This is a genomic window from Bacteroidia bacterium, assembly GCA_033391075.1.
In the GTDB taxonomy this organism is placed as follows: Bacteria; Bacteroidota; Bacteroidia; order J057; family J057; genus JAWPMV01.
In genome coordinates this window covers 6,370,028-6,383,715 of sequence record JAWPMV010000001.1, presented here as the reverse complement: position 1 = coordinate 6,383,715, position 13,688 = coordinate 6,370,028, and the positions used below count along the sequence as shown (strand labels likewise).

At 43.5% G+C, this 13,688-nt stretch carries 8 protein-coding genes; 4 read left to right on the top strand and 4 right to left on the bottom strand.

The window, feature by feature from the left end:
- Positions 1-12 precede the first annotated feature (12 nt).
- Positions 13-1,281: an Ig-like domain-containing protein gene (locus R8P61_25540; GenBank protein ID MDW3650463.1), complete on the top strand. Its 1,269-nt coding sequence runs from the start codon at positions 13-15 to the stop codon at positions 1,279-1,281.
- 106 nt (positions 1,282-1,387) lie between these two features.
- Here R8P61_25540 and R8P61_25535 read toward each other — a convergent pair whose 3' ends face one another.
- The 4 genes from R8P61_25535 to R8P61_25520 form a co-directional block, all read right to left on the bottom strand.
- On the bottom strand, positions 1,388-4,411 hold the full coding sequence (locus R8P61_25535; GenBank protein ID MDW3650462.1) for a PKD domain-containing protein: 3,024 nt from the start codon (positions 4,409-4,411) through the stop codon (positions 1,388-1,390).
- Between the two features lie 160 nt (positions 4,412-4,571).
- Entirely contained in the window at positions 4,572-5,843 is a 1,272-nt protein-coding gene (locus R8P61_25530) for a Glu/Leu/Phe/Val dehydrogenase (protein MDW3650461.1), read from the bottom strand.
- Positions 5,844-5,991: 148 nt separating this feature from the next.
- Positions 5,992-6,825, bottom strand: a complete 834-nt coding sequence (locus R8P61_25525; GenBank protein MDW3650460.1) for a phosphatidate cytidylyltransferase — start codon at positions 6,823-6,825, stop codon at positions 5,992-5,994.
- A gap of 6 nt (positions 6,826-6,831) precedes the next feature.
- Positions 6,832-7,767, bottom strand: a complete 936-nt coding sequence (locus R8P61_25520; protein MDW3650459.1) for a CPBP family intramembrane glutamic endopeptidase — start codon at positions 7,765-7,767, stop codon at positions 6,832-6,834.
- Between the two features lie 139 nt (positions 7,768-7,906).
- Here R8P61_25520 and dusB point away from each other — a divergent pair, with 139 nt between their 5' ends.
- The 3 genes from dusB (at position 7,907) to R8P61_25505 (ending at position 13,508) form a co-directional block, all read left to right on the top strand.
- Positions 7,907-8,995: a tRNA dihydrouridine synthase DusB gene (gene dusB / locus R8P61_25515; GenBank protein MDW3650458.1), complete on the top strand. Its 1,089-nt coding sequence runs from the start codon at positions 7,907-7,909 to the stop codon at positions 8,993-8,995.
- Positions 8,996-9,119: 124 nt separating this feature from the next.
- Positions 9,120-11,474 carry a hypothetical protein gene (locus R8P61_25510; protein ID MDW3650457.1) on the top strand — a complete coding sequence of 785 codons (2,355 nt, stop codon included), beginning with the start codon at positions 9,120-9,122 and terminating at the stop codon, positions 11,472-11,474.
- A 273-nt stretch (positions 11,475-11,747) separates the two neighbouring features.
- On the top strand, positions 11,748-13,508 hold the full coding sequence (locus R8P61_25505; GenBank protein ID MDW3650456.1) for an ATP-binding protein: 1,761 nt from the start codon (positions 11,748-11,750) through the stop codon (positions 13,506-13,508).
- Positions 13,509-13,688 lie beyond the last annotated feature (180 nt).

Below are 13,688 nucleotides of genomic sequence, written 5' to 3'. Positions count from 1 at the left end.
TACTTTCATTTTGTGAAAACATTCATCCAAACGTATCGCTCCCTCCTGGCTGTATTCTTATTATGTTATCTACCTATATCTCCCCTTTCCGCTCAGATGGATTATGAAGAGCCGGAAGAGGTGGTAGAGGAAATTGAGGAGAAAAAAGTACCGCGAATCAGAGGAGCCTCTCCTGAGAATGGCGCTCAAAATCTGATTCGCAATGCTTTGGTTTCCGCTCGTATGGAACTCCTTGATAATTACCAGGGAGTGGATGCTAAATCAGTATCTGCAGAAAGTATTCGCCTGTATCCTGCCAGCAATCCGGAAGAACAGGTAGATGTCTATATAACCATCAATAATGGTCTCAAAAACATTTTGCTGGAACCTCTCAAAGTATTGAAACCCAATACTGAATACATCTTTGAGATTAATTCGAAGCTGATGGATCTGGAAGGGATTCCTTTTAAGCCCTATAAAAGTCGATTTAAAACCGGGACCATCAAATTGCCCAAACATATCAGCAAGAATAAACCCAAAATTCGGGTGATCCCTGCCAAAAAGCGGATCAAATTGAATCCATTGCCAGAGGGATATTTACTCAAAAAGAAAAAGCCTGCGGAGACAAAACCGAAGCCGGTGGCTGAACCGCTGCTCGCTGAAAATGAGGGGGCTAAAGAAGAAAAGAAGGCTGAAGCAGCTAAGCCTATAACGAAAAAGGAAAAGAGAGATGCAGCAGTAGCCGCCAAACTTGCTGCTTATAATGCAGCCCGGGAAGCCAAAAAAGGAGGAAAGAAAGAAGCGGAGCCTGTACCAGTTGCTGTTGCAGAAACAGCTTCAAGCAAGAGCACCGATAAAGTAGCAGAGGCCAAAACAGAAGATAAAGCCATTGCTAAGGCGACAGAGCAGCAAGTGGTGAAGACAGAAACGGTAAAGGCTCCAATCGTTCAGGCTACAACTCCTGAAAAGAAAGAAGAAAAGCTAGAAATAGCCGAAGCTAAAAAGGAAGAAGTCGCCCCTGTCAAAGAGCATAAACCTTTGGTTGCGAATATAGAATATCCTGCCAAGGCGGTTCGTCTAAATATGCCTTTGGCGGTTAACTTTACTATGCCCGAACAAATAGAGATCCGATATATGATCAAAAATGGAAAAGGCGATATCGTAAAAAAGGGAGTAGGCAAAGTGGCTGCAGGTACTTCTAGGAAGACGATTCCTACCAAAAATCTTCCGCCCGGAAAGTACAAAATCGCAATAAAGGCGGGAGATTTAATACAAAATCATATTTTCACGATCCGTAAATAAGGAAGATAAAAAAGAAGGGGCGGCATAATTTATGCCGCCCCTTTTGTTAGTATTAATAAAAATGTTGCTGTTTTTCAGAAGAAAGGATTTCCAAATTTCAGAAGACCTATTGCTTTATGATTCTGAAAAGTGATTGTCCTTTGCTTCCTACCAATCTCAGGAAGTACATGCCTGCGGGAAGATCGCTTCCAAAATCCACTTCCAGCTGATGGCTGCCCCTTTGACCGGCCAATTGCTCTAAGACTTTGCCTTGAAGATTGAGAACCTGAATCTCAAAAGCTTCTATGCTGGGTTCATCAAAATCTATCTGAATCTTGTTTTCAAATGGATTGGGATAAACTTCAATATTCTCTGCAAATTCCTCATCCAATCCTACGGTCTGCATCGATACTTCTTTGGTGATGGTATCGCTACTGCAGGTATTGCTGACGATGAGGGTGATGGTATAAGTCCCATTGTTCATGTAGAAATGGGCCGGATTTGCCTCGCTACTTTTCGCGGTTCCATCTCCAAAATCCCAGAGATAAGAAGTGGCATGCTCGGAGAGTTCAGTAAATCCGATTGTCGAACCGGAAATGCTGTAGTCAAAATCGGCTTCCGGATCTGCGGTTTCTGCTTCTAGCAGGATTTCCGGAAGGAGTTTGTTACAACCATCTGTATCCAGTACATATCCTGTATAGAGCCCGGGACCCAATTGATCGATATTCTGCGTAGTATCTCCATGATCCCAGAAGATATTATAGGTGCCGCTTCCTCCTTCAATGTCGAGACTGATAAAACCATTGACGTCTTCCGAACAGGCAGGCTTTTGCAATTGTGCCACAGAGACACTGAGATCTCCTGCTTGTTCTACCAGTATGGTATCCTCGCGGCTACAACCCAATTGATCCTGGGTAGTTACGATATAAGAACCTGCTTCCAGATTTTCTCTCATACTTCCCTCTCCTCCGATATTCCAGCTATAACTATAGCCCCCTACTCCACCAAATGCATTGAGATTGATACTTCCGATTGGTGTTCCGTCGCAAGCTGCATGGCTTGTGCTGTATTCAAGTCCCAGTTCAGGATTGAGGGATTCAATTGTAAATGAACTATCTATTTTACATCCATTCAGGTCTGTAATTTCAACTTCGTATTCGCCTGCTTCTAATCCACCTACAAAGGACTCCTGCGATCCATTGCTCCATTCGTAACTCAAGGGTGAAGCTCCGCCTCCTATTTCCAGTCCAATGAACCCACTGGCTTCATTGGCACAATCAATATCTTCCTGATTTACAAAAGCGAACTGCATCTGAGGCATCATGGAAACAAAGATGGTATCTCTGCCTATCAGTCCATTTGCTCCGGTGATATTTACAATCAACATACTATCAATAATAGCTGAACCACTGGTATTGCTGAGAAGAATTTCATTTTCGTCTGAACCATTGGACCAGAGGATATTGTCTTCGAAAGACACTTCCAGTTTCTCTCCTTCACAGAAGAAACGATCTGCTCCCAAATCTACTTGTGGGGGAACATCCAGCATGACATCATCGAAAGCAAATCCTTCATTGAAGCCTGCATTATCAGAAGCAAAAGCGATTCTGAAACGTACCTGATTTTTCCCAATCAATTGAGGTCCTAAGGGATGTTGAACAGGAACCCAGCCTCCGGAACCTGTACCTCCTGCACTTGTTCCTGTCCATCCAATCGGAGAGTTTCCCGGCAAAGCACCGATCGTATTGTCATTGAACCAATGAGGATTACTATTCATTCCTCCAACATTGATCCAGTTTTCTCCTCCGTCATAAGTAGCCTGCAAAACCGCTCCATCCCAACTATATTCTGTTTCCCACCAGACTTTCATGGCGATATGCATATCCGGATGCGCATTACTCAAATCAAAACAAGGACTACTTACATAAGACTTTTCGAGATTATTATATACACCATCAGGATTGGTAACCCAGGCTTTAACCCCGGATGCTGCTCCTTGCATAACGGTTGCATTAGGGTAGGCAAGTTCCCAACTGGGATTTTCTCCACCTATACTCCATCCTCCATCTCCCTGTTCGAAATTTTCCTGATAAGGGAAGGAAGAAATGCTCAAGCTTGAGTGCAATAAAGCCTCCAAACTGTCATTAGCAGAATTTCCATCTCCCGCTACCTCAACAACTACGGTAAGGGTATGGCTGCCGGTTTCTGATATATCGGCTCTTTGTTCAAAGGTAAAATCATATTCTTGTCCGGGCTCGAGATTTTGAGGAATTGATTCTGCGGTAGTAAATGGGCCTCCGTCAATGGAGTATTTCGCCTGAATACCTGTCGCAGTTAATAAACCTACATTGCTAAATCTTACACTTACGATCTCATTATTTCTTCCACAGCCTTCTGTTTTCGGGGAAAGCAATTCTTTCACATTCATATCATAAGGCTCAATGTCATAGGTCTCAAATTTGTAGTAACTATTATCCAGATGGCTGGGCGAGATTCCATTGAGAGCGGTATTGGCTTCTCCATAGGAAACGGCAAAGCTAGAACTTCCCTGAAGTCCCACTGTCGTACTTACAGGATCTCCAAATTGGTTTCCATACATATCTACCAGGTAGATGTCATGACTGCCTTCAGAGAGCACAGCTGCAACGAACTGGAAATTAGAATTTCCCCATTCATAGGAAGTCCATCTCACCCAAAATTGGCGATTGGGAGCTGTTCCAAAAACCTTGGTCTGTACTACATCATTGCTTCCCGTGGGAGCCTGGCTTGTAAATTTTTCCCAGAAAACGGCTATAGTACTATCTGGTAAACTAGCGCTGGGCAAGCTTACATTATCACCCTGAGGCAAAGTGGGATTTGAGAGGAAACTCAATAAGCCATTTCCACTGACCTTCAAGTCTTCTACAGAGCGACCATAGTATTTAAATGAAAAAGGAATAGAAAGACTGGAGGACCACTGATTTTGAGAAATACCTGCTTCGAGGATCGTTTCCCAATCTGAATCCGATTGATCTGATTCGGTGTTCAAGTTGCCAGGGTTTCCTGCCTGTGGATGGTAAGTCGCTAAATAAGAAACCTGAGCAGATAGCCCAAAGAAACTAATAGAAGCCAAAAACAGGATAAAGATTTCTTTACAGAATGTTTTTCTCATTTGGAATTATTCAAGAGCAATTACTCGAATATCCCATATATTACGAAAAATTAAAATAGATTATGAGGCCTGTTCTTTCAGCTTGCTGGTGATGTAAGAAATGAAAAAAACCGCCGAATATAATCCGGCGGTTTCCATTTTGATAGATTGCTTATATACCTTAGAAATTACCTTCGAGGTCGATTCCTGTAGACAAACGCTTGATCGCAACGATATAGGCGGCGATTCTCATAGAGCACTTGTATTTAAGGTGAGTCTCATATACACGCTCAAAAGCTTCTGTCAGGATTGGACGGGTTTTGTCCTGAATTTCCTGTTCTGAGTAATAATGTCCCCTTCTATTCTGCACCCATTCGAAATAGGATACAGTTACCCCACCGGCATTTGCCAGGATATCGGGAATGATCAGGATGCCTTTTTCATCCAGGATGGAGTCAGCATCTGCAGATACCGGACCATTTGCACCTTCCACAATCAGAGGAGCCTGAATAGTATGGGCATTGTCTTCAGTAATCACATTTTCGATGGCTGAAGGAGAAAGTACATCAACTTTCAGGGCCAGTAACTCATCATTTGTGATTTGAGTAGCGTTTTTATACCCTTTTAAGGTTCCGTTATCTTTCACATACTCAATGGCGTCTCTGATATCGATTCCTTTCTCATTGTGATAACCACCGGTATGATCACTGATGGCAACAATGGTCAGGCCTTCGTCCGAGAGCAATTTGGCCGCCCAGCTTCCCACATTACCAAATCCCTGGATAGCGCAGGTACACTCTTCTTTCTTCCAACCCAGTTTCTCAATGGCGAGAAGGGCAGAAAGCATAACTCCCCAGCCAGTAGCAGGAACACGACCTTTGGAACCTCCGAGGTGTAAAGGCTTCCCGGTAACTACTCCAGGCGTATATCCATAGATCCGGGAATATTCATGGAAGATCCAAGCCATCTCGCGATAACTGGTTCCCATATCAGGAGCCGGAATATCAGAGTCTTCTCCAAATACATCTTTAAGCGAACGAGTATAGGCACGGGTAATCCGCTCCAACTCATCCATACTTCTAACTTTTGGGTTCAGGGTGATTCCCCCTTTGGCACCTCCATAGGGCAGACCTACGAGTGCACACTTGAACGTCATCCAGCCGGCAAGAGCCTTTACCTCATCCAGGTCCACGAAGGGCGCATAGCGAATCCCTCCTTTTGATGGCCCCATTACGGTAGAATGTACAACACGGAATCCTTCGAAAACACGTGTGGTACCATCATCAAGCTTTACGGGTAGATTTACATTAACGACACGCTCGGCCACGCGAATAATATCTCTGAAACGCTGATCCAGATTGATGATATCAGCGGCTTCTTCGAATCGGGTGATAAGCGATTCATAGGCAGAAGGTTTCTCTTGATGGGAAACTTTTTCCTTTATTTTTGCCATATTTAATTTAGCTTAATTAGATTCTTTATAGCCAATTTCTATTAAGGAATACGAGCCAAATTAAAGAAAGGGTAGATTGATTTCAAAGCCCTAATTTACATATGCTAAACATGTAAAAATCAGGGATTTTTCTTGCCAAATTGCCAATCTACAGGAAGGAAAAATACAAATATATAAACGGTACTGAGAGGTAAATTCCGTCAAATCTGTCAAGCATCCCACCATGACCGGGGAGCAGCTTTCCAGAGTCTTTGATTTGGCGAGCTCTTTTAAACATGGATTCGACCAAATCGCCCAACTGACTAAATACAGAAATGATGGCGGCTATTACAATCCAGTTATAGTTGGCTGGATCAGTATACATGGACAGAGCCAGGCCCAGGCCCATGCAGAATGCAGCTCCTGTGAGCGCTCCTTCCCAGGTCTTTTTGGGACTTATACGAGGGAAGAGTGGATGTTTTCCAAAAAGCCTTCCACCAAAATAGGCAAAGCTATCAAGAAACCAGGTCAGAAAGAGGATGCCAAGGGGGAGTGCAAACCTATAGTCACTTGGTAATTCAGGGATGGAAATTTTATACAAAAGGACAAGGGGAAGAAAGCAGTAGATGAAACTCAGGAGAATAATACTCAGACTTTCAAAAGGAGCTTTTGTATTTTTATCAAACAAAGTGACTATGGCGAGAATCGGAAAGATCAGGATAGAAAGCCTAAATGCAGACTCTGTGGGTAATTCGCCTAATCCTACATCAAACATTACCAAATCCAGGAGATAGGTTGACCAGATAAGTAGCCCAAACACTATGCTGGTCCATCTGTAGCGTTTCTTTTTGATATCCATGATCCCCAGGATTTCCCAGAGGCCAAACATGGCAATCACTGCGAATACGACCCAGACAGCGTAATAGGTGTAAACCATTCCCGATACGATCACGCCTGCTCCGATCAATCCCGTTATAATTCGTAGTCCTAGTTCTTTATTCATGAGGGCTTATTGGGCTATTCTTTGCCTCCGAAGATATAAAAACATCAGAACACCCACGCTTAAAATGGAAAAAAGCAGCAGACTCGTAGGAAATTGATAGGAATCCTGGGTGATATCGGTATCCATTAGCCCTCGGGCTGCAGCCAGCCAGGTGAGAAATATAGAAAAAGCATTGTAGGCAAAATGTGCGAGAATACTGGGCCAAAGACTCCCCGAATAATAGAGGAAATAGCCAAGCACCATGCCGAGTATCATCCTTCCAAAGAATCCATAAAACTGGAAATGGATGAAACTAAAGATCGCTGCGCTGATAATAATGGCCCAATGCGGAGATAAATTTTTAGCGAGTTGTTGCTGTATGATGCCTCGGAAAAGAAATTCTTCGAAAAAAGCCGGAACTACTGCAAAAACCAGGATGTTCAAAACCAGGATTCCGATTCCCGGATCAGAAAAAAGTTCCATCAACACCTTTTGACTCTGTTCCTCTCGCAAACGCATACTTTCCTCCATATCCTTCATAAATTCTGGCAACTGAAAGGAATCAGCTGGGATATAGGTCAATTGGATAAGGGGAATAATGAGAATGAGCATCAAAGCGGGAAGCAGGAGGTCCATGGCTTCGGGACTCTTATCTACTTTGAGTACCTCTTTCGGTTTTCCCAATAAAGCAGCCATCAATAAGGCTACAAAGCCCCAGGTAAAAAGCTGGTTTTCTACTTGTACCAATCGAAACAGATATTCTCCTCCGGGAAAGGCTTCCAGATTACCTGCAAGCAGGGATTGAAGCTCATAAATATCACCTCCCCAAATCCCGACAGTGAGTCCAAGAATCACGGGAAGAATAAGTGAAAGACTCAAAAAGTAGAGGATCAATGCAAATAATAGGGCGAATGAGGCCTGTGATTTGCATAATTCTGAGATCCTTTCGTAAATATCCTTCATGAGATTGGGGAATAATTAGTAAATTTACGACAATATTTTTTATGCTGAGAAAGGTATATCGGGTATAATTTTAATTGCCCGTGTGGAAAACCCCAACCTTTTCAGTCTTATTGTTAAAAGTGAGATCTCAAAGCGGCTGATGGTAAAAATAGCTGATATTGAAGTAGGTGAATTTCCTTTTTTGCTGGCGCCCATGGAGGATGTAAGTGATCCCCCATTCAGGGTATTGTGCAAAGCTCTTGGTGCAGATGTAGTCTATACAGAGTTTATAAGCTCTGAAGGACTCATTCGATATGCAGATAAAAGCATAGAGAAACTGGACCTTTATGATGAGGAAAGACCAGTTGGGATCCAGATCTTTGGAAATGAGATTGAATCGATGCGGCGTTGTGCCCGAATCGTAGAGCATGCCCAGCCCGAGATTCTGGATATCAATTATGGATGTCCGGTGAAAAAGGTTGCTTGCAAAGGAGCGGGAGCGGGGATTTTGAGGGATTTGGACAAAATGGAAAGCATGACCCGCGAGATTGTCAATGCTACTCACCTACCCGTTACGGTTAAGACGCGTTTGGGCTGGGATGACAGGAGCATCAAGATTGTAGAGGTCGCTCTTCGTTTGCAGGATGCCGGGATCAAGGCCTTGAGCATACATGGTCGTACCCGGAAGCAGATGTATAAGGGGGAGGCGGATTGGACCATGATTGGAGAAGTCGCTAATCATCCCGATATTGAAATACCGATCTTCGGAAACGGAGATGTTGATTCCCCCCAAAAAGCCTGGGAGATGAGGGAGAAGTATAATGTCGATGGTATTATGATAGGAAGAGGTTCCATCGGAAATCCCTGGATCTTTCGTGAAATCAAGCACTACTTCGAACACAAAGAATTACTTCCCGGGCCAACTATACAGGAAAGGGCCCGTGTATGCCGTAAGCATCTGGAGATGTCTGTTGTGTGGAAGGAAGAAGCCCTGGCTATTCGTGAAATGCGAAGACATTATACAGCATATTTCAAAGGTATCCCCCACTTCAAGCCTTTGAGGATGCAATTACTCAGTTCTTTTGATCTTCAGGAGGTAAAAGACTTGCTGACATTTATAGAAACTGAGTATAGTGAAGAAGAACCAGAACGTTCTTTAGAAAAAATAGGCCTGGACACGAAGGTATTTGATAATATTCGTTCGCGTGCAGCCGTAAATAAGAAGTGGAAAAGTCCTGTTATGGGATGATTTCCTCTCATTTGTTTCGGAAAACAGAACTATTCCGGAGCTGAGTTTCAATATGAAGTGCAAATTGGCTATCTTATCGGCCGATCAAAAAATAGACAAGAATCATCATCAAACCATCAATATCATGAATCTCCGATTATGGATGTTAGTTGTAGGTCTTCTTATGTGTTTCCCGGCATTTGCCCAGGACGGAGAAGATATAGACCTCACTAAATTGACCGCAAATCGAAAGACCTTTGTCTTCAATGATTCAAAACACACGGTCAAAAAGTACATCAATACCCAACTCCAAAAAGAAACTTCCTGCTGTGGAGAAAATGACGATCGTATCTATCTGGAGGTACGTATCGATCCCACAGGTTATGTAGTATCAGCGAAAGCTATTACCGGAAAAAACGAATGCTTTAAGCAGTCTGCTGAAGACCTCGTAAAGCGTGTAAAATGGGAAGCCAATGATTCCCGTGGACCCAAGTCCATTTACATTGAGCTTCGCCCTAAAGTAGAATGTGCTTCCGGCAGAGATAACAACTATGTTGCGCTCAAGGTCTTCAACAATAAGTTGATGGACGACGAAGGTAACCGGGTTTCTATGGCTAATACAGAAAAGCTGGTAGAAATGGTAACCAAGGAATCCAAGCCAACTCCTACTCCACCGGCAGCCGAAGAGACTACTAAAGAAGTGGCTGGTGCAGCAGAAGAAAAGACAAATGAAGCTGCTGGACAAGTAGCTGAGAATACAGAGAAGGTAGCGGAAGAAGCTAAAGAAGTTGTAGAGAAAACTACGGAAGAAGTAAAAGGTGCGGGAGCTGATGTAGAAGAAAAAATTGCAGAAGCAACCCCTATGGCTTCTACCGCAGAAAAAGAAGCTGCGGCTCCTGTTGAGAAAGAAATGACTCCGGAGGAAAAAGAAGCTGCAGATAAAGCCGCCGCTGCTCAGGCAGTAAAGGCTGAAGAAATCAATAAACTTCGCGAGCAAATGGCCGCTCTGAAAGCTAAAAAAGCCGAAGACGATGCCAAACAAGCTGAGATTGAGAAGAAGCGTAAAGCGCGTGATGAACGTCGCCAAAAAGCACTAGCCGCAAGGGAAGAGAGAAAAAGACAGCAGGAAGCTGCCAATGCAGATCCTAATGACTGGAACAATGGACAAAATGCAGAAGGAAGCGATGACACTAGCTGGACAGATGGAGAAGACAGTGGTTCTATGAGTGAAGCTGATCGCTTGAGAGAAGAGATCAAGCGCCTTCAGGATCAGGAAATGGAGATTGAGCAAAGTCGCCAACAAAGACAAGATGAAGTAAGACGTCAACTAGATGAAAATGATCGTTCGAATCAGGAAATCCTCCAATTGGCTGAGGAACGTCTGAGAGTAGAAGAACAACTTCGTCAAGTAGAAGAGCAGGAAGAAATTGACCTGATCGAAAAAGATCGTCAGACAGCTGAAGATGCTCGTCGTGAGCAGGAAAATGAATACCAAAGAATTCTGGACGAAGTAAATCGCCTTCAACAGGAAGCGCAATTGAAAATTCAGGATCTGGAAAGACAAAGATCTGACCTGGAAGCTCTACAAGCTCGCAAGCAAGCCCGCGAGCAGGAAATCATGCTGGCAAGAGCTACCCGCGAATTGGAGCGTGAAGCTGAATTGGAAAGAATTCGTCTCGATGTAGTTAATAGCTCTCTGGCAGTTCAGGGGAGCAGTGCAAGAGGACTTAGCACTACTACTTCAAGTACAATAGATGAGGAAGCGCTTCTCAATGAGATCCTTCCAAACCTGACTACTGAAGCAGATTCAGAAAAGTTGGTTAGACTTCTTCAGGAAATTCAGCGCATGAAAGATGAGTTGGTAATTCTGAGAAGTCAGATCGCCACCATGGACGCAACAACTCCAGGTGGTACTATTCCCGCAACAGGAATAAGTCCTAATGTTGGAACCAGCCGCAGTGCGGATGATCCAAATGTGAATAGTGCTGCAACTAATAGAGACTGGGAGAAATTGAATATCGTCGCTCCTGATGTTTCGCCCGACAAATATATAGTCAATCGAAGTAATACGCCTCCTCCTGCGAAAACAGGACAGGAAGGACCTACTCGTCCGGATCCTAGCAATCCAGATACCCATGACAATATGGAAGGGCCTAAATTCTCTCCAAGAAATTATGTGGATGGAGTTGACGCAATGAAGAATCTGATCAAAGACAGATTGCGTTTAGGAGGCGTTTGTGGGCTGGCCCACACAGTATTCTCTGTAACCCTTGATCCTGCAGGAAACGTGGTTGCATTCAGTGTGCTGACTAGCAATGATGCAAATGTTCAACGTCAAATGAACACCATCATTCCTACGCTGAAATTTAATGAAGTTGATCAGCGTTTCAACCAAACCATTTACCAGGAAGTCAAAGCTGAGATTCTGTGTAATGGTGCGGAAGACAAGGTAAACCTTAAAGACGTTAAGGACCTGATCAAGAAAAATGATAATGAATAGAAGCTATTCTATAGACTTCTCATAAATAGATATTGATGAATACAGCGGTGGTCTTAGGACCGCCGCTTTTTTTTTATCCACATATCCACATCGACCAATGTGGAAAACATTTTTTTTTCGTGGACAGCCTCTCCTTTTTCCCTCCTATCTTTGAAAACTGATTAATTCATTTAGTACTGACTGAGCCTATGGGCTATGCGCATTTACTCCATCGTAAAGGCGGCTTAATAGTCTTTGCTCTGTCCAAATGATCCATCATTCAAATATCCATTGATGAGTACAACAGCGAATTTCAAGGTTGATCCCAGACTTGCGTCTTTATTAGGTGAAAATTACCGGTCTACGGAATTGGCGATCAAAGAATTGATTGACAATGCCTTCGATGCAGACGCAGAGCATGTTTGGGTGCAATTGCCTAAGCCGCTTACCAATGATCCTATTATCATCAGGGACGATGGTACCGGCATGACAGAGCAGGAAATTCGCAATGAATACCTCAATATTGCCAGTAGCCGTGTTTCCCGTAAAGGAGAGCGTACCCGCTTGAAAAACCGATTGGTAAAAGGTCGAAAAGGGATCGGCAAGTTTGCCGGCCTGATGGTGGCTTCTCGTATGGAAATTAAAACCTGTACGCGAGGGACATCTACACACCTTACTATATGGAGAGATGAATTGGTCAGGGCTCGGCATGATCTGGAGCAGATCAATCTTCCCATAAAGATTGAAGCTTGTGATGAGAAAGAAGGAGGCACAGAGATCATCCTTAGTGGCATTAACCAAAACTTTACCTTCCCCAATCCGGAAAGGCTTAGAAGGCTTCTCGTTTTAGAATACGGACGCCTGGGAGACTTTAAAGTCTATGTTGATGGAGAGATGGTGGATATAGAAGATATCCCCGGCAAACAATATGAAGAAGAGATTTCACTTTCAGATGGATCTTCGGCTCATTTGCGCTATACCATCTCTGATGGAAAAACTGCCCTCAAACAATCGGGAATTGCTGTGAGAGTTGGAGGAAAGATCGTCGGTGAACCACGATTTTTCGGGCTCAATGAGTATGAAGATATACCTCCTCGCCTATTGAAGAGAGTATTTGGAGAAGTGAGAGCCGATTCATTGGAGACTGATGTTACAGCCGACTGGGGAGCTATTATTGACAATAGTCGAGTATTATCGGAACTAGGAGAAAAGGTCCGGCCCATTTTACACCGATCTTTTAGCGAAGTATATAATTATGAAGTCAAGCTATCAAAATCCCGTTTGAAGAAAGGGATCAATAGTGGGCTTGAAAAGCTGCCTCCCTATAGAAGACGCTTTGCAGAAAGAGCCCTGGACCAGGTGCTCAAGAAGTTCTTTGGGGAGAGTGAGGCAAGGATTTCTATCGTAATCTCTTTACTCATCGATTCTTTCGAGAAGAATGACTATTGGATGGTCATGCAGCAATTGGAAGAAACGAGAGAAGGAAAGGTAGAAGAAATTGCAGATGCTTTCTCTGAATTTGGGATGCTGGACGTGGCATTGATTGCGCAGCAATCTACGCACCGTCTTAGTTTGCTAAATGATCTTGAAAAACTGATTTCCAACCCTAATACCCAGCCCGATCAGCTCTTAAAGGCTTTATCCAGTAATCTCTGGATCCTCGGAAATCATTACAACCTCGTCGCCACCAATAGCGAACTGCAATCGGTGATCGACATGTATATCAGTCATAAGTTTACAAATGGTCATGCCAAGTATGCACCCAATCTATTATTGCTGCAGGACTTCAATAAAGGATTCCTGTTGCTCAATCTCAAAAGACCCGATGACGCCATAGAGTTGTTGGACAGAAGGCAAGCCAAGGAGATCAAAGCTGACCTCAAGGTTTATTTGCCACAAAGAGATATCGAAGTCATCATCATTGGAGGAGCCCTTAGCCAGGGCATGGTGGAGCAAAAAGCTTCCGCCGATATTAAATTTTTATCGTATCAGGGCATGATCAGCGATGCCCGTGTTCAGTTGAACTGGTTGATCGGCGAATTGAAGAAACGTTAGTTGCACGGTTAAGGTCAACAGACTGAACAAAATTTTTGAGCGCAAGGAGCCACAGCCTTGCGCTTTTTTCTTTTCCTCAAGTAATATCAAAAGCAAGTTGTAATTAAAAGCCCATTCAATAAATATGAAATGGGCTAATAGGCGCGATATATCGCTATTTCATTAATTACAATACCTGTA